Source organism: Lysobacter solisilvae (assembly GCF_016613535.2).
Taxonomy (GTDB): Bacteria; Pseudomonadota; Gammaproteobacteria; order Xanthomonadales; family Xanthomonadaceae; genus Agrilutibacter; species Agrilutibacter solisilvae.
Genome location: NZ_CP071518.1, coordinates 1,468,397 through 1,490,474 on the forward strand (window position 1 = coordinate 1,468,397; position 22,078 = coordinate 1,490,474).

Genomic DNA, 22,078 nt, shown 5'->3' on the forward strand with positions numbered 1-22,078 from the left:
GTGGAAGAGGTGGGCCGTCAGGCGATCAGGGCGGCCGCGATGGGGCGGGGTGCGGCGGGCGAGGCGACGTCGAGCGGCCCGGGTGCGGTGACCGCGCCGCGCGAGGCCGAGCCCACATCGCGCGCGTACTTGGCGAGCACCCCGGTGCGCACGCGGGCTTCGCGCCGTGCGGCCACGCGCGCGTCGAGGTCGGCGTCCACCTCCAGTCGGCGCGTGGCGACATCGATGCACACGCGGTCGCCTTCGCGCAGGCGCGCCAGCGGGCCGCCGCGCGCCGCTTCGGGTGCGATGTGCCCGACCATGAAACCGTGGGTGGCGCCGCTGAAACGTCCGTCGGTGATCAGCGCGACGTCGTTGCCCAGGCCCTGGCCGACCAGGGCGGCGGTGACGGCGAGCATCTCGCGCATGCCCGGCCCGCCGGCGGGGCCTTCGAAGCGGATCACGACCACGTCGCCGGCGCGGACCTGCCGCGCCTGCACGGCGAGGAAGGCGTCCTCCTCCGAATCGAACACGCGCGCCGGGCCTTCGAAATGCTCGCGGCCGTGGCCGGCGAGCTTGAGGATGCAGCCCTCCGGCGCGAGGTTGCCGTACAGGATCGAATAGCCACCGCGCGGCTTGATCGGATCGTCGATGCTGCGCACCACGTCCTGCGGCGGCACCGCTGGCAGCGCGTCGAGCCCGGCGAACAGGTGCGTGCCGGTGACGGTGGCGATGTCATGCAGCAGGCCGGCGCGGCGCAGCTCGTGGGCCACCAGCGCGCTGCCGCCGGCCAGGAACATCTCGGCCGCGGTGTAGCGGCCGCCGGGCTTGAGGTCGGCGATGACCGGCGTGCGCGCGGCTGCCTCGAATTCCTCCAGGTCGAAGGCGACACCGGCTTCGTGCGCGATCGCCAGCAGGTGCAGCGCGGCGTTCGTCGAACCGGCGGTGGCCGAGACGGCACGCGCGGCATTGCGCAGGGCCTCGAGGCTGAGGATGTCGCGCGGCGTCGGGCCACCGCGGCGCAAGGCCTCCATCACCAGCAGGCCGCAGTCGCGCGCCGCGCCGGCCTTGGCGGGATGGGTGGCGGGGATGTCGTTGAACTGCAGCGGCGACAGCCCGAGGAAGGTCAGCACCATCGCCATCGTGTTGGCGGTGAACTGGCCGCCGCACGCACCGGCGCCAGGACAGGCGTGCGCCTCGATGTCAGCCAGTTGCGCGTCGTCGATGCGGCCGGCGCCGTGGGCGCCCACCGCCTCGAACACGTCCTGCACGGTCAGCATGCGTTCGCGCATCTGGCCGTGCTCGTCGCGCACGTGGCATTGGCCGGGCTGGATGGTGCCGCCGTAGAGGATCACGGTCGGCAGGTCCAGGCGCGCGGCCGCCATCGCGGCGGCGGGGATGGTCTTGTCGCAGCCGACCAGCATCACCACCGCGTCCAGGCAGTGGCCGTCGACCGCCAGTTCGATGGAATCGGCGATCGTCTCGCGCGAGGCCAGCGACGCGCGCATGCCCGGCGAGCCCATGGCGATGCCGTCGGTGACCGCGATGGTGTTGAACTCGATCGGCGTGCCGCCGCCCTCGATCACGCCGGCTCGCACGTGCTGCGCCAGGTCGCGCAGGGTCAGGTTGCACGGCGACACGTCCGACCAGGTGTGCACCACCGCCACCAGCGGGCGGGCGATGGCCGCGTCGTCGAGTCCGGTGGCGCGCAGCATCGCGCGCGCCGGAGCGCGGGCGGGTCCGTGTTTGATCGCGTTGCTTCTCACGGTCTGGAAATCCCTGGTGGCGCGGCAATGGCCGCGCGGATCGGAAAAATTCCAGGTGCAAAAACAAAAACCCCGCGCCTTTTCGGGCGCGGGGTCCTGGATTGACCTGGGGGTGTGTGCTGCTACTTACACAAACCCGTACTCCGCGCTGAGTGGCCCGGTAATAAGTACGAGTACGGTAATAAGCGTGCTGATGGCGAGCGCGGTGACCAGCGCGTAACGCGACACAACCGGCGACGCAGCCGCGCGGGCCGCGGTGTGCGGCACGTGGGCGTTGCGGAGCTGGTTGTTGCGCTGCGTCATGACCTCAGGAAACCACGCACTTGCAAAGCGTGTCAACCGCGGATCCGTGCAGATAACCAATGGTCATCACACGCAGCGAAACGCCCCGGTTTCATGCCGTGAAGGCATGTCACCGCGGGTCTCGTCCCAGTTCATCAGTTGCTCGCGTAACCAACTCGCATCGGCGGGCATGGCCTCGGCATGAGCCGGACGCGACAGCCAGCGGGCGAGCCCGGGCGGCGGCACCACCGTGTGGCCCACCCGTGGTTCGACCACGGTGTCGAACTTCGCGGCGTGCGCGGTGGCAACCACGGCCCATGGTCGCCTGTCGCCCTGCGCGCGCAGCGTCTCCAGCACATGCAGCCCCACCGCGGTGTGCGGACACGGCACCACGCCATGGCGGGTGGGTGCCGAAGCGATGGTGCCGCCGATGGTGGCGTCGTCGACGCCGATGGCGCGCATCGACGCCCGCACCTGGCCGTCGTCCGCGTGCAGTGCGCGCAGCCGCTCGAAGTTGCTGGGCGCGCCGACGTCCATCGCGTTGGCCAGCGTGGCCACGCCCGCCGACGGCGCGTAGTCGCCACCGGCGAAGAAACGCGGCAGCACGTCGTTGGCGTTGCAGCCGAGCACGATCTCGCCGATCGGCAGCCCCATCCGCCGCGCCAGCCAGCACGCCAGCGCATTGCCCAGGTTGCCGGTGGGCACGATGAAGTTGAGCGCCTGGCCGTGCTGTTGGCGGTAGGCCAGCGCGGTGTGCGCGTAGTACGCCATCTGCGGCAGCAGCCTGCCCAGGCTGATGCTGTTGGCCGATCCCAGCGGCAGGCGGGCGCGCAGTGCGGCGTCGCCCAGCACCTGTTTCACGATCGCCTGGCAGTCGTCGAAGCTGCCCTCGACGCGGAAGCAGCGGACATTGCCGCCGAAGCAGGCCAGCCCGTGCGCCTGCCGCGGTGAGACACGGCCATCGGGGTACAGGATCGCCACGCGGAAACCCGGCCGGTTGTGGAAGGCCGCGCCCACCGCCGCGCCGGTATCGCCGGAGGTGGCTACCAGGATCGTGGTGGGCGGCTGTCCGTCGTCCTCGCGCAGGCCGGCCAGGCATTGGGCGAGGAAGCGCGCGGCATAGTCCTTGAAGGCCGCCGTGGGGCCGTGGAACAGCTCGAGCAGGTGGTCGCCCTCGCCGGCCAGCTCGCGCAACGGCGCCGGGAAGTCGAAGGCACTACGGCAGATGCGTGGCAGTTCCTGCCGCAGGCGGGAACCGGCGAAGTAGGGCGCAAGCAGCTGCTGCGCGGTGTCGGCCAGCGTCGGGCCGGGATGGGTGAGCGTGGCTGCGGGAATCGTGCGGGGAATGTAGAGGCCGCCGTCCGGCGCCAGGCCCGCGACCAGCGCGACATCGATGCCGACGGCGTCGCCGCCCCGGGTGCTGATGAAGTCCATCGATCAGCCCTCCACCAGCTCGGCGCGCGGCCCGTTCACCGGCGAGACGTGCATGTCGCTGGGAAGGTCCACCTGCGCGAACGCCGCCTGCATCGCCAGCGCGGCTTCGTGCGCCTGCGCTTGCGTGTCGAACCAGCCGAACACGGTCGGACCGGCGCCGGAAATGCTCGCCCCGAGGGCGCCATGGTCCAGCGCCGCCGCCTGTACCTGCGCGAAGCCCGGGATCAGCGGCGCGCGGCGCGGCTCGACCAGCACGTCGCGCAGGCCCTGCGCGATCAGCGTGCGGTCGCCGCGCGCCAGGCCGGTGAGGAACAGCGCGAGGTGCTCGCTCTGGCGGACGAACTGGGACAGCGCGTACGGCTCGCCCAGCGCGGCGCGCGCGCGCCGCGTCTCCAGCACGAAGTGCGGATGCACCGCCGCGCAGTACAGGTCGGGCGCCGAGAGCGGAATGGCCTGGGTGGCGGTCGCCAGCACCACGCCGCCGAACAGCATCGGGGCGACGTTGTCGCCATGCAGGCTGCCGCTGGCCACGGCTTCGCCGACCAGCGCCAGCGGATACAGCTGGGCGCGCGTCAGCGGCTGGTCCAGCAATGCGTTCGCGGCCACCAGCGCGGCCACGCAGGAGGCCGCCGATCCGCCCAGGCCCGATCCCAGCGGAATGCCCTTGCGCAGGCGCAGCGAGAAGCCGTGCGTGATGCCGTGGCGTTCGCGCAGTTCCATCAGGGCGCGCCCGGCGGTGTTGGCCGCGGCGTCCAGCGGCAGCAGCGCGACGCCATCGACGTCGCCTTCGATGGCCTCGATGCGCACGACGGGCGCATCCACGCGCGTCACCACGGCGTGGTCGCCCAGTCCCGCGAGCGTGTGCCCGAGCAGGTCGAAGCCCACGCCGATGTTGCCGACGCTGGCGGGTGCAAAGGCGGTGGCCCGTGCGGCGATCATCGAGATTCCGGTTCCCTGCGGGGTGTGCGCCACCGATCCTCGTGCATCGGCCGGGGGCGCGACAAGCGCGCCGTTCGCCTGGGCGACGTCGGACTGCAGGCTCGCCGCACCGTTCACAGGCGTGCTCCCAGGGCCTGTGCGATGGCCAGCACGTCGCCGAACACGCCGGCGGCGGTGACCTCCGGCCCGGCACCGGGCCCCTGCACCACCAGCGGATTGTCGGCGTAGCGCCGCGTGCGGAACTGGATGAGGTTGTCGGTCAGCGCGCCGTGCAGGCTGGCATGTCCCGGTTCGGGCGACACGAGCCCGACACGCGCGCGGCCCTGCGCATCGAGCTGCGCCAGGTAGCGCAGCGACCGGCCCTGGGCCTGGGCGGCCGACAGGCGCGCCTGCAGCGGGGCGTCGAGCTCGTCCAGGCGGGCGAGGAACTGCTCGCGGCTGACCGTGCGCAGCGCCGGTGGCACCAGGCTTTCGATCTCGACGTCCTCCATCGCCAGCTCGCGGCCGGCCTCGCGGGCCAGGATCACCAGCTTGCGCGCCACGTCGATGCCGGACAGGTCGTCGCGCGGATCCGGTTCGGTATAGCCGCGCTCGCTGGCCTCGCGCACCAGCTGGGAGAACGGCTGGCTGCCGTCGAAACGGTTGAACAGCCAGGCCAGGGTGCCCGACAGCACGCCGTCGACGTGGGTGAGTTCGTCGCCGGTGTCGAGCTGGCAGCGCAGCGTCTGGATCACTGGCAGCCCCGCGCCGACGGTGGCTTCGTAACGGAAATGCCCGCCGTGGCGCGTGGCGGCGCGGATCGCGCGGTAGCGCTCCAGCGGGCCACTGCCGGCGTGCTTGTTGGGGGTGACCACGTGGATGCCGGCGGCCAGCCATTGCGGGTAGTGCGCGGCGACCTCGTCGCTGCCGCTGCAGTCCACGATCAGCGCATGCGGCAGGTGTTCGGCGCGCACGTGCTGGGCGAAGCGGGTGAGATCCAGCGTCTGGCCCGCGTCGAGCCCGTCGAGTGCGCCGGCCGGGTCGAGCGCGCGTTCGGCCAAGTGCATCTGGCGGCTGTTGGCGATCGCGCGCAGGCGCAGGTCCAGGCCACCGCCATTGGAATAACGCGGCTGCAGCTGCGCCAGCTGGCCCAGCAGGGCGCGCCCCACCTTGCCCGGCCCGATCAGGCCGACCGATAGCGTCTGCGGCGACAGCCAGAACGCCGCGTGCGCCGCGCGCAGGCCGCGCACCGCGTCCTGCGCATCGACCACCACCGAGATGTTGCGTTCGCTCGCGCCCTGCGCGATCGCGCGGATGTTCACCCGCGCCTGCGCCAGGCCGTGGAACAGCCGCGCGGCGACGCCGTGCGTGCCAACCATGCCATCGCCCACCGCCGCCAGCACCGCGACATCGCGGTCCACGGTGACGCCTTCGACCTGGCCGTCGGCGATGGCTTCGGCGAAGGCCTGCGCCACCGCGACGCGCGCCGCTTCGGCTTCCTCGCCCCGCACCAGGCAGCAGATGGTGTGCTCGCTAGAGCCCTGGGTGATCATCGTCACCGAAACGCGCGCTTCGCGCAGCGCGGCGAACAGGCGCTCGGCGGTGCCGGGCACGCCGATCAGGCCGGCGCCGCTGAGTTCCAGCACCGCCATCGCGTGCACCAGGCTCAGTCCCTTCACCGGCGATGCCGCCGGGGCCGACTCGCGTGCGATGCGCGTGCCGGGCGCGGCGGGATTGAGCGTGTTGCGGATCAGGATCGGCAGCCCGGCCTGCATGGCCGGCGCCATCGTCTGCGGATGCAGCACCTTGGCGCCGAAATAGGCCAGTTCGCAGGCTTCCGCGTAGGACATCGACGCCAGGCAGACCGCGTCGGGCACCAGCCGCGGGTCCGCGCTGAGCACGCCGTCGACGTCGGTCCAGATGGTGAGTTCGCCCGCGCCGAACAGCACGGCGAAGATCGCCGCGGAATAATCGCTGCCATTGCGGCCGAGCGTGGCGATGCGGTCCTCGCCGTCGCGCGCGATGAAGCCGGTGATGACGACGTTCTCCTGCGGATGCGCGGCGCGCCACCGCGCGAGCCGGGCCTGGCTGCGGTCCCAGTCCACGGCCATGCCCAGTTCGCCCGCATGCACGACCAGCACGTCGCGGGCGTCCAGCCGCGCCCAGCCCGCCGGCTCAGCGCCCAGGACGGCATGCAGCAGATGCGAGGACAGCACTTCGCCCAGCCCCTGCACGGTGGCGTGCCAGTGCGGCTCGGGGGACGGGGCCTGCAGCAGGGCATGCAGGGTGTCGAGTTCCACCGCCAGGCACTGGCCGAGCACGCCGGCGGGGTCGAGCGACTGCGCCGTGGCCAAGTGCCGGTCCCGCAGCGCCTGGAAATCGGGGAGCCAGGCCTCGTCGGCCAGTGCGGCGTTCGCCAGGGCCGTCAGCGCATCGGTGATGCCCTGCATCGCCGAAACCACCACCACGCCCGGGCCCCCGGCGTCGGCCAGCAAAGTGGCTACGTTCCGGAAGCGGGCGGCGTCGGCCAGGCTGCTGCCGCCGAACTTGTGGGCACTGCGCAGGCGGAGGGAAGCAGGCGGGGCGGGCCGTTTTTCGGCCTGCGGCAGTGCGGGGGCGACGAGTGACATGGCAAGGCTCCTTGAGAGCCCCGCAGCGACCGGACCGGGAGCGCCCCGCATCCGGTTCGGATGCGGGACGGGGTGGTGGATTCCTAGTCCGACACGCCCAGCCGCATCCGCCACCTGGTGGTGGTCGTAGTGCGGGTGGTGGTAATCGCACGCGCGCCGGTCTGCGCGGGAGCGCAGCGGAAGTGGGCGGAGCGGGCGAAGGTGACGGGCATGGGCTAGTGATAGCGGGCGGCGCGGGGGGAAGTCAAATGACGATTTCGTGGCGCCCGCCCCCGGAACGCCGGCCGTGGAGCCCGGCGGACGTGCGCGCCGTCCATGTCCGAAGCAACGCGCGTGGCCCATGCGCCCGGCCATCGGAGAAGCCCGCCCGCGCCTTGTGGTCTAATGTGCCCCGAAGCGGGGGTACCGCGGGCGCCTGGCGCCGCGGTTGAGACAGACCCTTCGAACCTGATGCGGGTCACGCCGCCGTAGGGAGCTTCGCCGGACACGCCCCCGCGCCTGCAGGGCACGTCCGCGCGCCGCCGCTTCGTCGCGCCGCGATGATCTTCCGGCTGCCACAGATTCCACCGCGCCCCGGCGCGTCGGGAAGCTCCGCAGCCGGGATCGTCCGCAGTCCACACGCAACGAACCGGGACGAATGCCATGAATGCGGTGCCCCATCTCCTCCAGCAGGCCGAGCAGTTGTCGGCCGACGTCACCCGCCCGATCCCCGGTTCGCGCAAGATCCACGTCGAAGGCTCCCGCCCCGACCTGCGCGTGCCGATGCGCGAGATCGCGCTGGCGCGCACGCCCACCATGTTCGGCGGCGAGGAGAACGCGGCCCTGGCCGTGTACGACTGCTCCGGTCCCTACACCGATCCGGAAGCCACCATCCACCTCGCCCGCGGCCTGCCGCCGCTGCGCGCGCAGTGGATCGGCGAGCGCGGCGACACGCAGCTGCTCGACGGCCTGTCCTCGGCCTTCGGCCGCCAGCGCGAGGACGACCCGCGCCTGGACGCGGTGCGCTTCGGCCACCGCCCGCAGCCGCGCCGTGCACTGGCCGGCGCCAATGTCTCGCAGATGCACTACGCGAAGAACGGCATCGTCACCCCCGAGATGGAGTTCATCGCCATCCGCGAGAACCAGCGCATCGAGGCGATCCGCGAGGCGCACCTGCTGCGCCAGCACGCCGGCGAGACCTTCGGCGCCAACATCCAGAAGGTCATCACGCCCGAATTCGTGCGCGACGAGGTCGCCCGCGGCCGCGCCATCATCCCCAACAACATCAACCATCCCGAAAGCGAGCCGATGATCATCGGCCGCAACTTCCTGACCAAGGTCAACGCGAACATCGGCAACTCCGCGGTGTCCTCGGGCATCGCCGAGGAAGTGGAGAAGCTGGTGTGGGCGATCCGCTGGGGCGCCGACACGGTGATGGACCTGTCGACCGGCAAGCACATCCACGAGACGCGCGAGTGGATCCTGCGCAACTCGCCGGTGCCGATCGGCACGGTGCCGATCTACCAGGCCCTGGAGAAGGTCGACGGCCGCGCCGAGGAACTGACCTGGGAGATCTACCGCGACACGCTGATCGAGCAGGCCGAGCAGGGCGTGGACTATTTCACCATCCACGCCGGCGTGCTGCTGCGCTACGTGCCGCTGACCGCGCGGCGCGTCACCGGCATCGTCTCGCGCGGTGGCTCGATCCTGGCCAAGTGGTGCCTGGCGCACCACAAGGAAAATTTCCTCTACACGCACTTCGAGGAAATCTGCGAAATCATGAAGGCCTACGACGTGGCCTTCTCGCTGGGCGACGGCCTGCGCCCGGGCTCGATCGCCGACGCCAACGACGCGGCGCAGTTCGGTGAACTGGAAACCCTGGGCGAGCTGACGAAGATCGCCTGGAAGCATGACGTCCAGACCATGATCGAAGGCCCCGGCCACGTGCCGATGCAGCTGATCAAGGAGAACATGGACAAGCAGCTGCGCGAGTGCGGCGAAGCGCCGTTCTACACGCTCGGCCCGCTCACCACCGACATCGCGCCCGGCTACGACCACATCACCTCGGCCATCGGCGCGGCCATGATCGGCTGGTTCGGCACCGCGATGCTGTGCTACGTCACGCCCAAGGAACACCTGGGCCTGCCCAACAAGCAGGACGTGCGCGAAGGCCTGATGGCATACAAGATCGCCGCGCACGCCGCCGACCTGGCCAAGGGCCATCCGGGCGCGCAGGCGCGCGACAACGCGATGAGCAAGGCGCGCTTCGAGTTCCGCTGGGAGGACCAGTTCAACCTCGGCCTGGACCCGGAGCGGGCGCGCGAGTACCACGACGAGACGCTGCCCAAGGACGCGCACAAGACGGCGCACTTCTGCTCGATGTGCGGTCCGCACTTCTGTTCGATGAAGATCACCCAGGACGTGCGTGACTACGCCGCCGAACACGGCATGAGCGAAGAAGCCGCGCTGAGCGAGGGCATGGCGGAGAAGTCCAAGGAGTTCCTGGAGCAGGGCGCGCAGGTCTACCACAAGGCCTGAGCCTGATCCGTCCACGCACGGTCGCCAGCCGGATCCCACTGGCGGCCGTGGGGCCATCGCGCACGGGGCGCACCTTCCGGGGGGCGCCCGGCGCCGTCCGCGGTCGTACACTGGCGCCTCGATGACCACAACGCCCGACCTCCCCCGCGAACGATGGAGCGCCCGCGCGCGCCGCCACCCTTCCGCGTTCCTGCTGGCCGCGCAGCTGCTGAGCCTGCTGCTGTTCCCGGTGCTCGACGGGCACGAAGGCCGGGTGGTCTTCGGAGGCTTCAGCGTGCTGGTGCTGGTGCTGGCCGTGTGGGTGGTGAACCGCACGCCCTCGGTGAACTGGATCGCCTGGCTGCTGGCCGCGCCGGCCTGCGTGCTGTCGCTGCTGTCGGTGCTGTTCGACAGCCAGACCCTGCTGGTGTGGTCGTCCGCCTTCGAGGCCGCGGTGTACTTCTACGCGGCGGTCAGCCTGATCGTCTACATGATGAGCGACCATCGCGTCACCACGGACGAACTGCTCGCCGCCGGCGCGACGTTCACGCTGCTGGCCTGGGGCTTCGCCTACCTGTTCGTGGTGTGCCAGCACTGGTATCCGGACAGCTTCGCCGGCGCGGTGATGCCCGAGCGTCCCCGCACCTGGCTGGAGCTGCTCTTCTTCAGTTTCACCAATCTCTCGGCGACCGGCCTGGGCGACATCGTGCCGCTGTCGCCCGCCGCGCGCGTGCTGACCATGTTCGAGCAGCTGGCCGGCGTGGGCTACGTGGCGGTGGTGGTCTCGCGCCTGATCGGCTTGTCCATCCTGCGCGCATCCAAGCGCTAGGCCCGCTCAGCCCCTTCCCCGCTCCGCGGGTGAGAGGACGCGCTTGCGGACCACGGGGCCGCGGTCGAAGCCAGCTGGCTGTGCCTGCTGGCCGGGGCTGTGGGGATGGGGGACAACGATCGCCGGGCAGCCCTGGCGTGCCGCGATCAGTCCGTCCCGCGGCCTGCTCCTGAACCCGCGTTCATCCGTAAACACAGTCGCGGCGCCCCCTGCGCCTAGAATTCCCCCGCATCGACGGCGGTCCTGCGCTTCCGCCGCCCGTGATTCATCACCGCCGGCAGCCGGGACATCGCGGCCGGCGGCCCGCGTGCCCCGCGGGACGTCCACGTCCATTGGCACATCCGGCCGTCAGCGGTCGCAGTCCATCATTGCCGGCTCATGCAGACCAGTCCTCCGTCCACCGCCACGATGCCCGCCGGCCGGCTCCGCGTGGGCGAGTGCACGGTCGACTTCGCCCTGCGCGAGATCCTCGCGCCGTCGGCGCGGCGTCCGCGGCGCGTGACGCCCAAGGCGATCGCCGTGCTGGGCGTGCTGATCGAGCAGGGCGGACGCGTGGTGAGCCGCGACGCGCTGCTGGCCCAGGTCTGGCCCGGCACGCTGCCCACGAACGACGTGGTGACCCAGGCCGTTACCCAGCTGCGCAAGGCCTTCGACGACGAGCGCGGCAATCCCAGCTACATCGAGACCATCGCCAAGCATGGCTACCGCCTGCTGGCCGAAGTGGAAGCGCTGGAGGAACTGCCGCCCGCGCCGGTGCTGATGCCACGGGTGACGGGTGAAGTCGCCTCCCTGCCGGCGCAGGCGCCGGTGCCCCCGCTGCCGCCGCCGCCGCGCGTGCCGGTGCCGCCCACGCCGCCCGTCGTGCGCGGCTCCTGGCGCGCCATCGCGGCGGCGCTCGGGGTCGCGGTCGCGGTGGCGGCCGCGGTGCTGGGCTGGGCGACGCTGCGCGAGCCGTCGCCGCCCGCGCCCGTGCCGGCGCCATCGGCGGCCACGCGGTCGCTGGCGACGCCGGCGGTGCAGATGATCACCTCGGTCCCCGGCGCCGAGACCAGCCCCACGCTGTCGCCCGATTCGGCGCTGGTGGCCTACGTGGCGGTACCGGCGGGCGAGCGTCGGACCGCGATCCTGGTCCAGACGACCAGCCCCAGTCCGCCGCGCCAGCTCACCCATCCCGGTGACGACGCCGCCGACCAGTCCCCGGCGTGGTCCCCGGACGGGCGCGACATCGCCTTCCTGCGCGTGGTGCCTGATCGCGAATGCCGGGTGCTCGTGGTGCCGGCCAGCGGCGGCAACGAGCGCAACGTCGGCGTGTGCGATCCGCGCAACCCGCCCAGTTTCGACTGGACCCACGACGGTCGCGGCCTGGTCTTCGGCAGCCGCGGCGTCCCCGGGGGTACCGCCGGCCTGCGCGTGCTCGACCTGGCCAGCGGCGCCTGGCGCCCGATCGAGTACGGGGCGACCGCGCAGGATGTGGACTACGCCCCGCACTATTCGCCCGACGGGCGCTGGATCGTGTTCGTGCGCAATGCGCCGGCCGGTGACCTGTGGCGCATCCCGGCCACCGGCGGCACGCCGCAGCGGCTCACCCGCATGCACGGCGACATCCGCGGCTGGGACTGGACGCCGGACGGCCGCGGCATTGTCCTGGCGCGCTGGCACCACAGCGAAAGCCGCCTGCTGCGGCTGGACCTCGCCAGCGGCCTGCTGCAGGACCTGGGCCTGCCCGATTCGGTCGAGCCGGTGATGGCCGCCGCCGGCACGCAGGGCCTGGCCTTCGTCGAGGCGGTCAACTACTACGGCGTGCACCGCGCCCCGCTGGACGACCAGGAGGCCACCGGCGGCGAGCATCTGTTCGCCTCCTCAGGCCGGGACCGCCTGCCCGCCGTCGCGCCCGATGGCCAGCAGCTGGTGTTCACCTCCAGCCGCGCGGGCAGTTTCGGCCTGTGGTGGGCGGACCTGCGCGCACCCGAGTCGCTGCGGCTGATCGAAGGCCTCCAGCCGGAGTCCTGGCACCTGCCGGACTGGTCGCGCGACAGCCGGCGCCTGCTGGTGGTGGGCGAAGGCCCCGGCGGCCAGGGCGCCTTCGAAGTCACCCCCGCCAGCGGGCGGGTGGTGCGGCTGCCCATCCCGGCGGCGAACATCATCCAGGCGATGTACGTGCCCGACGCCCCGGGGCGCCTGCTCGTGCTGGCCGCCGGCGATACCGGCCGGCTGCGCCTGCACCTGTACGACCGCACCGTGACGCCCTGGCGGGAACTGGCCGGCCTGGACGGCGTCGCCGTGGCCCGCACCGACCCGCGCAACCTGCGCGTCCTGTTCACGAGGGCCGGCGAGCCCGGGCTGTGGCAGGGCGGCCTCGACCTCGCGCCGGCCAGCCTCCGCCAGCTCGACCCGCTGCGCCCCGAAGTCTCCCGTTTCCGGGCCTGGGGCGTGGGCGAGGACGGCAGCGTCCTGCTCCTGCAGCGCACCCGCGACTGCGCCAGCGCCATCCGCCGCCTGGGCGACGATTCGGCCCCGGTCTGCGTCGACCGGCAGCGCCGCGCAGGGCCCCAGGGATTCAGCGTGGCCCCGCGCGGCGATGCGATCTTCATCACGGTTTCCCTGTGGGACGGCGGCGACATCGGCTACCTCCCGCTGCCCAGTCCGCCCGAGGAAGCCGGCCCCGGCTGACCGCAACTCCTTGGCCGCAAAGGCAAAACGCCTTTCGTAACTCCATCGGAAAGGCTTTCGTGCCGATTTCGCACATTCCTCCGCCAAATTTCCTGAAGCCTGGGCCCGTCAAGGGCACAACCACCGGACACATCAGGCAAACGGTGGAGCAGACCAATGGAAGTCACGCAGTGGGCCGACCGCGGCCAGCAGATCCAGCCGCACGCGGCTGACGTTCTTCCGCAGGGCGCCACGGCCGGCTCGGCCGGCTGCATCGGCGTGGCCCGCCTGGGCAGCGTCCAGGTCGACGGCGGGTTCTCGATCTGGGTCCAGGTGCGCGGCACCGCCTGGGTGGAGGCGCGCGAAGGCCGCTTCCAGCTCCGCCGCGGCGAGTGGATCGCGTTCGAGAAGGACTCGCGCCCGCAGCTGCAGACCGACCGCCACGGCCTGTGCCTGGGTCTCCAGCTGGGCACCCAAGCGCTGCGCGCCCTCGCCAGCTTCGCCGACCTGGGCCTGTACGCCGGCCGCGGCCGGATGTCGCTACACGACCTGCGCCTGGCCATGCGCCTGTGGCGCGAGGCCGGCCTGCGCGCGGCCACCGCCGAGCCCGGTCCCGACGCCGCGGTGCTGCGCCCGCTGCTGATGCACCTGGCCAACGTGCAGAGCGCGCTGGACGAACACATCACCCGCTGCCCGGGCCGCTCGCGCAGCCGCAAGCGCCAGGTGTTCGGCCGCCTGCAGCGCGCGCGCCTGTACCTGGAAGGCAACAGCGACCGGGTCGTGCGCATCAGCGAGCTGGCCGAACTGACCAGCTTCTCCAACTGGTACTTCTCCAAGACCTTCCAGGGCCTGTTCGAGGAAAGCCCGCAGGCCGCGGCGGCGCGCCTGCGCGTGGAGCGCGCGGCGCACCTGCTGGACACCACCACCATGATGGTCGGCGAAGTCGCCGCCGCGTGCGGTTTCGACAACTGCTGCAGTTTCGCGCGTGCATTCCGCGCGCGCTTCGGCGTTTCGGCGACGCGCTACCGCAAGGCATCGGCAACCCAGGCGGTGACGCCGATCTCCGCAAAGGCATTGGAGGCGCCGGGCAAAGCGCCTCTGCGCACGGGGACGTAATGTGACCTTCACGTACTGAAGGGTTTCGACATCGGGCGCACGATGTTGCTGGAAGTACACGAGGTAGCAACGATCGCTCTGTGATCACGCGACAACACGGCCCCGCGAGGGGCCGTGTTTTTTTGTGCCCGTTGAGCGGATCGGCTCCTTCCCCCGCTTCGCGGGGGTGAGAGGACGCGCTTGCGGACCACTGGTCCGCGCGGCATCGAACGCCAGCAGGCTGTGCCTGTCAGCTCCTTCCCCCGCTTCGCGGGGGAAGGTTGGGATGGGGGAAGCAGGTCGCGAGGATCAGCCCCTTCCCCCGCTCCGCGGGGGAAGGTTGGGATGGGGGCCAACGATCGCCGCGACTCAGCTCCTTCCCCCGCTCCGCGGGGGAAGGTTGGGATGGGGGCCAACGATCGCCGCGACTCAGCTCCTTCCCCCGCTTCGCGGGGGAAGGTTGGGATGGGGGCCAACGATCGCCGCGACTCAGCTCCTTCCCCCGCTTCGCGGGGGAAGGTTGGGATGGGGGCCGCAGGTCGCCAGAGTGCCTGCTACCAGCAACTGCATTTGGAGAAGCACGCAGAGCGCAATTGCAGAGCGCAATTTACAGGCGCGAACTGTAGGCGCGGAGTGCAACACTGCAGCGCAATCGCCAAGCCGAAGCCGAAGCCGAAGCCGAAGCCGAAGCCGAAGCCGAAGCCGAAGCCGAAGCCGAAGCCGAAGCCAAAGCCAAAGCCAAAAGCGAAGCCGAAGGTCAAAGGCTTTCGCGCCTTTGGCGCGAGTTACTTTTCTTTGCTTGCCCAAAGAAAAGATAACCAAAAGAAAGGGCACCCCGGGGCTGCGCGCCCTGCACGCTGCGCGCGCAGGGTCCGCGAACGGGCCGGGACTTTTCGACAGTACATCCCTGTACTGTCGAAAAGCGGGCGGCATCCATGCCGCCCGCCCCTGCGGGGTCTGATCCGTCCCGCTCGCCGCTGCGCTACGGGGGCCCCGGAAGGTCAAACCCTGCAACGGCAACGGCAACGGCAACGGCAACGGCGACGGCAACTGCAACGGCAACTGCAACTGCAACTGCAACTGCAACTGCATCCGCATCCGCATCCGCATCCGCATCTGCATCTGCATCTGCATCTGCATCTGCCACCGCGACTGCATCACGCAGCGGCCGTCATCGCGTCGGTCGACGCGGCCCGCCAAAACAAAGAGCCGCCCGGAGGCGGCTCTTCATAGCCAAGCGCGATGCCCGAACTCAGAAGTTCGGCTTCTCGCTCTGCGCGTTGTAGCGTTCGATGGACTCGACCAGCACCTGCTTGGCTTCGGCGACGTCGCCCCAGCCGTCCAGCTTGACCCACTTGCCGGCTTCCAGGTCCTTGTAGTGCTCGAAGAAGTAGCCGATGCGGTCGCGCCAGTGCTGCGGCACGTCGGTGAGGTCCTGGATGTGGGCGTAGCCCGGATAGACCTTGGTGACCGGCACGGCGAGGATCTTCTCGTCGGCGCCGGCTTCGTCGCTCATGCGCAGCACGCCGACGGGGCGCACGCGGATCACCGAGCCGGGGATCAGCTGCAGCGGCATGAGCACCAGCACGTCGGCCGGGTCGCCGTCGCCGCACAGGGTGTGCGGGACGTAGCCGTAGTTGCACGGGTAGCGCATGGGCGTGGACAGCACGCGGTCGACGAAGATCGCGCCGGAGGCCTTGTCGACCTCGTACTTGACCGGCTCGGCGTCCTTCGGGATTTCGATGATGACGTTGATCTCTTCCGGCGGGTTCTTGCCGGTGGGGACGAGGTCCAGACCCATTGCACTGCTCCGAGGTTCTGCGCCCCGCGCGGAGGCGGCGGAGGCGGGTGGGGGATGAGGGCGCGCATTTTACGTGGTCGCGTGCTGCGGCGCAGCAGGACGGTCCTGCGCCTCTGCCCCTTCTCCGCCCGGCGGGGGAGAAAGGAGGTCGCACTTGCGAACCAGCCCCTTCCCCCGCTCGCGGGGGAAGGCTGGGATGGGGGCGGCAGGTCGCATCGCGGCTACGGCACGAAGGAGGCCTGGCTCCATTGCGCGGACCCGTGGTCCGCAAACGCGTCCTCGGACCCCCGCAAGCCCCGCCTGCCAGCGCCCTGCGCCTGGGCTTCTGATTCCGGTAGCGGGTGTCCGGGATCCAGACGCGAGCGGCCGAATTCCGGACGCGAGCGTCCAATTTTCGGTCTCGAGCGTCCAAATTCCGCCCGCGAGTTAGTGATTTTTGGACGCGCGCGTCCCGATTTCAGACGCCGCCGGGTGATTTTCGGACGCTCGCGTCCAAATTCTGGTCGTCGCCGGGTGATTTTTGGACGCTCGCGTCCAAATCCGGGACGTCGCCGAGTCTTTTTTGGACGCGCGCGTCTCTTTTTTGCCCGCCGCCGTGCAAAAAAGGGACGCTCGCGTCCCGTTTTTGGTAGCCGGGCCGATGTGTGCACGCTCGCACCCCCTCCCAGGGACGCCGGCGGGCAGTTTCGGGGGCGCTCGCGCCCTGCCTGGACGCTGGCCGGCGTGGTCCAGGCCGTCGCCGCGCCCAGCCCTGGCGGCACGCTCTGCGTCACCGCCTGCCGGCCCGCGCTGTCCATCGCCGGGCACCCTCCAACGAAAACGGCGGCCCGGAGGCCGCCGTCGTCGCTTGCTTTGGCACGGGTACGCGGAAGGATCGCCTTACAGCAGCGGCACCATCAGCAGCGCCACGATGTTGATGATCTTGATCAGCGGGTTCACGGCGGGGCCGGCGGTGTCCTTGTAGGGATCGCCCACGGTGTCGCCGGTGACGGCGGCCTTGTGCGCTTCCGAACCCTTGCCGCCGAAATTGCCGTCCTCGATGTACTTCTTCGCGTTGTCCCAGGCACCGCCGCCGGTGGTCATGGAAATCGCGACGAACAGGCCGGTGACGATCGTGCCGATCAGCACGCCGCCCAGCGCCTTCGGGCCCAGCAGCAGGCCGACCACGACCGGTACCGCGACCGGCAGCAGCGAGGGCACGATCATTTCCTTGATCGCCGACTTGGTCAGCATGTCGACCGCGCGCGAGTAGTCCGGCTTGCCGGTGCCTTCCATGATCCCCGGGATCTCGCGGAACTGGCGGCGCACTTCCTCCACCACTGCGCCCGCGGCGCGGCCCACGGCTTCCATCGCCATCGCGCCGAACAGGTAGGGGATCAGGCCGCCGATGAGCAGGCCGATGATCACCATGTGGTCGGACAGGTCGAAGGCGTAGGTCACGCCCGGATTGTTGGCCTGCAGGTTGTGCGTGTAGTCGGCGAACAGCACCAGCGCGGCCAGGGCGGCCGAACCGATCGCGTAGCCCTTGGTCACCGCCTTGGTCGTGTTGCCCACCGCGTCCAGCGGGTCGGTGATGTTGCGCACCTCCGGCGGCAGGCCGGCCATCTCGGCGATGCCGCCGGCGTTGTCGGTGATCGGGCCGTACGCGTCCAGCGCCACGATCATGCCGGCCATCGAGAGCATCGAGGTCGCCGCGATCGCGATGCCGTACAGGCCGCCGAGCGCGTGGGCCGTCCAGATCGCGGCGCACACCGCGATCACCGGCAGCGCGGTCGACTTCATCGACACGCCCAGGCCGGCGATGATGTTGGTGCCGTGGCCGGTGGTGGAGGCCTGCGCGACGTGGCGCACCGGCTTGAACTGCGTGCCGGTGTAGTACTCGGTGATCCAGACGATCGCGCCGGTCAGCACCAGTCCGATCAGCGCGCACCAGTACAGATTCATCGCGCCCAGGCTGCTGTCGGCCATCAGCTGGGTGGTGATCGGGTAGAACGCGATCGCCGCGATCACGGCCGAGACGATCACGCCCCGGTACAGCGCGCCCATGATCGAGCCGCCTGCCTTCACCTTGACGAAGAACGCGCCGATGATCGAGGCGATGATCGACACGCCGCCGAGCACCAGCGGGAAGAGCACGGCGTTGTGGCCGGCTTCCGTCAGCATCATGCCGCCCAGCAGCATCGTGGCGATGATCGTCACCGCGTAGGTCTCGAACAGGTCGGCCGCCATGCCGGCGCAGTCGCCGACGTTGTCGCCCACGTTGTCCGCGATCACGGCCGGGTTGCGCGGGTCATCCTCGGGGATGCCGGCTTCGACCTTGCCCACCAGGTCCGCGCCGACGTCGGCGCCCTTGGTGAAGATGCCGCCGCCCAGTCGCGCGAAGATCGAGATCAGCGACGAACCGAAGGCCAGGCCGACCAGGGCGTGCAGCGCCTCATCCATGGGCAGGCCCAGGTGGCGATAGAGGATCACCCAGTAGCCGGCCACGCCGAGCAGGCCCAGGCCGACCACCAGCATGCCGGTGATGGCACCACCGCGGAACGCGACGTCCATCGCCTTGCCGATGCCGCTGCGCGCGGCCTCGGCGGTGCGCACGTTGGCGCGCACCGACACGTTCATGCCGATGTAGCCGGCCGCACCCGACAGCACCGCGCCGATCAGGAAGCCGATCGCGGTATGCCAGCTGAGGAAGAAGCCGATCACCAGGAACAGCACAACGCCCGCCACGCCGATCGTCGTGTACTGGCGATTGAGATAGGCGCGCGCGCCTTCCTGGATCGCGCCGGCGATCTGTTGCATGCGTTCGTTGCCGGCGGGTTGCGCGCTGATCCAGCGCGCGGAAACGACCCCGTAAAGGATCGCGATGACGGCGCAGACCAGCGCCAAGGCCAAACCGTACTGCTCCAGCATGAACCCTCCCCCGAGTGGACAATTATGGAATTTCTGGGAAAACCGCAGGTTTTTTTGCAGGTGCGCCCGCGAGGCTTCCACGGGCGCAACGGCCCGACTATGGCACATTTCGGCGGCCGCAACGGCGCGGGGCCGTGACTGCGATCACGCGGCCGCGCGTCGCGCCGGGGTGGCCGCAGCGGCCCGTGCCAGGCCCCGATGGCGTGTCGTGAAAGCGGGATTCAGCCCGCGCATGCCAGCCTGCATCGGCTGCCGCGCGTGGTCCCGGCGGCACCCATGGCCACGCGAACCGCGCGTGGCGTCCACGCCGGGCCCGGTGGCCCGAGCCTGTCACCACGGAGTCGCCCCATGCTTCGATCGTTGCTTGCGCTGTCACTGCTGCCCGCCTTCGCGCTGGCCGCGGCACCCCAACCCGAGATCACCCGCCAGGCCGGCAAGCCGCAGGCCGTCGGCGTGGTCCACACCGTGCGCGGGATTCCCGAGGCGTGCGCCCGTTTCGAAGGCGTGTTCACCGGGCAGGCCGCCGACCCCTACCGGATGACACCGGTCAAGACGCACCCGCAATGCCAGCCGCGCGCGCGCCTGGTGTCGTTCGAGAAGGCCAGGCCGTCGGTGGAGAAAGGCTGGAAGTTGAACGAGCGCATTGTCGTCACGCGCGAGGGATGTCCCGCGCAGCAGGCGGTGGTGCAGGTGTGGCGCCGCACCGGCGCCGCGGCGCCGCCCAAGCTCGATGCGCAGGGGCGTTCGCGCATCTACCTGGAAGAGGCCAAGGCGCAGATCCAGGCCGGCGCCACGCCGGATGTCACCGTGTTCGCGGTCGGCATCGACGTGGCCAAGGGCGCCTGCCCGTAGTCCGCGCGCAACGCTCGTGCGGTCCGCCTTGCCGGGATGGCGAGCCGGTCGCCGACCGACAAGACGCTGCGAAAAACGAAGGCCGCGCAAGCGGCCTTCGTCATTGATTCGGGTGCGGCAGGCGATTCACTGCGCTGGCGGCACCGGCGGCAGCTTGCCGGGCGGGACGTGCAGCACGCTTTGCGCGATCTCGCGCGCGCAGTGCCACGCCAGCTGGTCCGATGCCACGCGGATCACGCGGGCCTGGTCGGCACCGAGGCGTTCCAGCGTGGGCGCATCCGCCTGCAGCCGCGTGTCCGGATGGCAGCGCTGTTCGGCGATCACCCGCCGGTCGCTGCTGCGCACGACCTTGATCTCGACGCCCTGGTGCACGTAGTAGCGTCCCGGCATGCGCGCGTTCGGCGCGAAGCCCCAGCGGTAGGTCTGCAAATGGAATTCGTAGTCCCGCTCCGTGCCCCGGACGGCGACCGCGCCCTGCGTGGCGGCGAGGATGTCGACCAGGCGGGAGGCGACCACGACGGCTGGATCGGCCAGCGGGGGCAGCGGGGGCTGGTCCTTGGCCAGCAGGTAGCCGAAGGGCTTGCCGTCGACACCCAGCTGCACCTTGTCGTCGACGTTCTCGCGGAATGCGGCCGGCGCGCGCACATACACGTAGATGCGCTTGCCCGCGAAAATCGCGGGGTCGATCTCGTCGACCGCAGTGGCGCGGGCGGGCACCATCGCCGCCAGCAGCGCGCAGAACAGGATCAGTGGCTTCAAGGCATTCCCCGTCGTGAAGTGCGCCCGCACCAGCCTGCGGGCGTGCCGGCGAGTATAAGGGCGCGTTCGGCAGGGCTGGCAATGCAACGCGCGCCATCGCGGTCCCCGCCGGCCCTCGCGCGCAGCAGGCGCCGGCGCCGGCGCGGCATCGGGGAGAGGACGAGAATGAAGCCGCACAGATGCGACGAAGGCCGCTTGCGCGGCCTTCGTCACCTGCGCGCCGGCGCCGCGTGTCGCGGTCGCCGGACGACATGGGCGGATTACTCCGCCTTCTTGAGCTTCTTCGACAGCGACATGAAGGTCGCTTCGTCGGACGGGCCCAGGTTCGGACGGCCTGCGACGATGCCCATGCCCAGCGTGCCCTGCACGTAGTAGGTTTCGCCGGCTTCGACTTCCATGGTCAGCTCGTCCTTGGTTTCGCCGTGCACGTTGTAGACGTGCGTGCCGGGCTCGACCACGGCCACGAAGTACTTGCCGCTGCGCAGCTTGCCCAGCTCGGTCTCGCCTTCGCGAACCTTGAAGCCGATGGCGGCGCCCATCATCTTCGACGGACGGAAGAACACGATCTGGCCCTTGTCGGCCGGAGCGGCGGCGATGATGCCGTTGGCGGCCGGCGCGGCGGCGACGGTGGCGGCGGCCGGGGCCGTGGCTTCCTGGGCGGCGGCGGTGGCGCCGGAAATCATGAGAAGGGCGAACAGCGCGGTGCGGTACGACAGGGACATCGACTTACTCCTGGTGATGGGTGGTGCCTTGGGTGGATCCGGAGACGTCGGACGCGTTGCTGTCCGCCGTCGGGGATGGGGTGGTCGGTGCGCTGGCATCGACCGCTGCCGACACCGGCGACTCGGCCGGCTTGGTGGCCGCCGACGCCGCTGCCGCGGCAAGGGCCTGCGCATCGAACTGCGTGTCCTGGGCCAGCTTGGCGTCGACCGCGGTGCCGGCCGGCACTTCGATCTCATGGCCGCGCACGAACATCGCGAACGGGCCCACGGCGTAGGCCAGGCCCAGCGAAAGGCCATAGGTGTCACGGCCACTGGTGCTGACCTTCAGGCCACGCAGGGGCAGCTGCTGGCCCGCGAACTCCAGATAACGGCCGGCCAGGAGCAGCTCGCCCGGCTTGCCGCCGCCGCGTGCCGGCATCGCATGCACGATCTCGCCCACACCGGTCGTGCCGGCGGGGACCACGACCACATCGCCCACCTTGATCGGCGAGCGCAGGCGCAGCGGGAACTTGTCGCCGCGCTTGTGGCGCGCGGAGTTGATGATCTCGCCGATCTCCAGTTCGACCAGCGTGCCCTGCGGCAGGCGGCAGCAGGGAGCCTCCGGCGCGACGGCTGCGGCGGGCGCGGCCTGCGGCGCCGTGGCATCGGCCGGCGGGATCGCCGCTTCGGACGGAGCGGCCGGTGCGGCAGCGTCGCCGGGCGACTGTGCCCAGGCGGGCGACAGCGCCAGCACGCCGGCCAGCACGGACAGGCGGAGAGTGATGTTCATCGGTGGCCTCGATCGCGGGAAAGGTGCGGGGCAGGAAGGTGCGGGCACGCGTCCGCGCCGGACGAGGCCATGGCGGTCGTGGCGTGCGGGCATGACGTGCGGGTCACCAGCCGGTGCCCGGCATGCCGCGGCGACAAGCGCGCGGCCCATTGCAGATGTTGCAAGCAGATCCCCGAAACGTTCCGCG

The 22,078-nt window shown here is 70.8% G+C and carries 16 protein-coding genes and 1 riboswitch; of the genes, 6 read left to right on the forward strand and 10 right to left on the reverse strand.

Annotated features, from left to right (window positions below):
* Positions 1 to 17: 17 nt before the first annotated feature.
* The 5 genes from ilvD to thrA form a co-directional block, all read right to left on the reverse strand.
* Entirely contained in the window at positions 18 to 1,694 is a 1,677-nt protein-coding gene (ilvD, locus tag I8J32_RS06485; protein WP_245156440.1) for a dihydroxy-acid dehydratase, read from the reverse strand.
* A 177-nt stretch (positions 1,695 to 1,871) separates the two neighbouring features.
* The gene (locus I8J32_RS06490) at positions 1,872 to 2,048 is read right to left on the reverse strand and encodes a hypothetical protein (RefSeq protein ID WP_200616070.1); all 177 of its coding nucleotides are present in this window, start codon (positions 2,046 to 2,048) and stop codon (positions 1,872 to 1,874) included.
* A 66-nt stretch (positions 2,049 to 2,114) separates the two neighbouring features.
* On the reverse strand, positions 2,115 to 3,461 hold the full coding sequence (gene thrC, locus I8J32_RS06495; RefSeq protein ID WP_200616069.1) for a threonine synthase: 1,347 nt from the start codon (positions 3,459 to 3,461) through the stop codon (positions 2,115 to 2,117).
* A gap of 3 nt (positions 3,462 to 3,464) precedes the next feature.
* The gene (locus I8J32_RS06500; RefSeq protein WP_200616068.1) at positions 3,465 to 4,400 is read right to left on the reverse strand and encodes a homoserine kinase; all 936 of its coding nucleotides are present in this window, start codon (positions 4,398 to 4,400) and stop codon (positions 3,465 to 3,467) included.
* Between the two features lie 113 nt (positions 4,401 to 4,513).
* Entirely contained in the window at positions 4,514 to 7,009 is a 2,496-nt protein-coding gene (thrA, locus tag I8J32_RS06505; protein WP_200616067.1) for a bifunctional aspartate kinase/homoserine dehydrogenase I, read from the reverse strand.
* A 393-nt stretch (positions 7,010 to 7,402) separates the two neighbouring features.
* Positions 7,403 to 7,488, forward strand: a riboswitch (TPP riboswitch).
* Positions 7,489 to 7,651: 163 nt separating this feature from the next.
* On the opposite strand from thrA, the gene thiC reads away from it, so the two are divergent.
* The 5 genes from thiC (at position 7,652) to I8J32_RS06530 (ending at position 15,311) form a co-directional block, all read left to right on the forward strand.
* A complete protein-coding gene (thiC, locus tag I8J32_RS06510; protein ID WP_200616066.1) occupies positions 7,652 to 9,526 on the forward strand; it encodes a phosphomethylpyrimidine synthase ThiC in 1,875 nt (624 codons plus the stop codon).
* 121 nt (positions 9,527 to 9,647) lie between these two features.
* On the forward strand, positions 9,648 to 10,334 hold the full coding sequence (locus I8J32_RS06515; protein ID WP_200616065.1) for a potassium channel family protein: 687 nt from the start codon (positions 9,648 to 9,650) through the stop codon (positions 10,332 to 10,334).
* Between the two features lie 378 nt (positions 10,335 to 10,712).
* A complete protein-coding gene (locus I8J32_RS06520) occupies positions 10,713 to 13,004 on the forward strand; it encodes a winged helix-turn-helix domain-containing protein (RefSeq protein WP_200616064.1) in 2,292 nt (763 codons plus the stop codon).
* A gap of 156 nt (positions 13,005 to 13,160) precedes the next feature.
* A complete protein-coding gene (locus tag I8J32_RS06525) occupies positions 13,161 to 14,099 on the forward strand; it encodes an AraC family transcriptional regulator (RefSeq protein WP_200616063.1) in 939 nt (312 codons plus the stop codon).
* 612 nt (positions 14,100 to 14,711) lie between these two features.
* A complete protein-coding gene (locus I8J32_RS06530; protein ID WP_200616062.1) occupies positions 14,712 to 15,311 on the forward strand; it encodes a hypothetical protein in 600 nt (199 codons plus the stop codon).
* Between the two features lie 19 nt (positions 15,312 to 15,330).
* On the opposite strand, the gene ppa is transcribed toward I8J32_RS06530, so the two are convergent.
* Positions 15,331 to 15,879, reverse strand: coding sequence for an inorganic diphosphatase (gene ppa / locus I8J32_RS06535; RefSeq protein WP_200616061.1), 549 nt, complete (start codon positions 15,877 to 15,879; stop codon positions 15,331 to 15,333).
* Between the two features lie 879 nt (positions 15,880 to 16,758).
* Positions 16,759 to 18,789: a sodium-translocating pyrophosphatase gene (locus I8J32_RS06540; RefSeq protein ID WP_200616060.1), complete on the reverse strand. Its 2,031-nt coding sequence runs from the start codon at positions 18,787 to 18,789 to the stop codon at positions 16,759 to 16,761.
* A 348-nt stretch (positions 18,790 to 19,137) separates the two neighbouring features.
* Between I8J32_RS06540 and I8J32_RS06545 the strand changes: the two genes are divergently transcribed.
* Entirely contained in the window at positions 19,138 to 19,641 is a 504-nt protein-coding gene (locus tag I8J32_RS06545; protein ID WP_200616059.1) for a hypothetical protein, read from the forward strand.
* 126 nt (positions 19,642 to 19,767) lie between these two features.
* Here I8J32_RS06545 and I8J32_RS06550 read toward each other — a convergent pair whose 3' ends face one another.
* The 3 genes from I8J32_RS06550 to I8J32_RS06560 form a co-directional block, all read right to left on the reverse strand.
* Positions 19,768 to 20,400 (reverse strand): hypothetical protein, encoded by a 633-nt coding sequence (locus tag I8J32_RS06550; RefSeq protein WP_200616058.1) that lies wholly within the window; start codon positions 20,398 to 20,400, stop codon positions 19,768 to 19,770.
* Between the two features lie 260 nt (positions 20,401 to 20,660).
* On the reverse strand, positions 20,661 to 21,122 hold the full coding sequence (locus tag I8J32_RS06555) for a DUF2846 domain-containing protein (protein WP_200616057.1): 462 nt from the start codon (positions 21,120 to 21,122) through the stop codon (positions 20,661 to 20,663).
* Positions 21,123 to 21,126: 4 nt separating this feature from the next.
* Entirely contained in the window at positions 21,127 to 21,891 is a 765-nt protein-coding gene (locus tag I8J32_RS06560) for a cupin domain-containing protein (RefSeq protein ID WP_200616056.1), read from the reverse strand.
* Positions 21,892 to 22,078 lie beyond the last annotated feature (187 nt).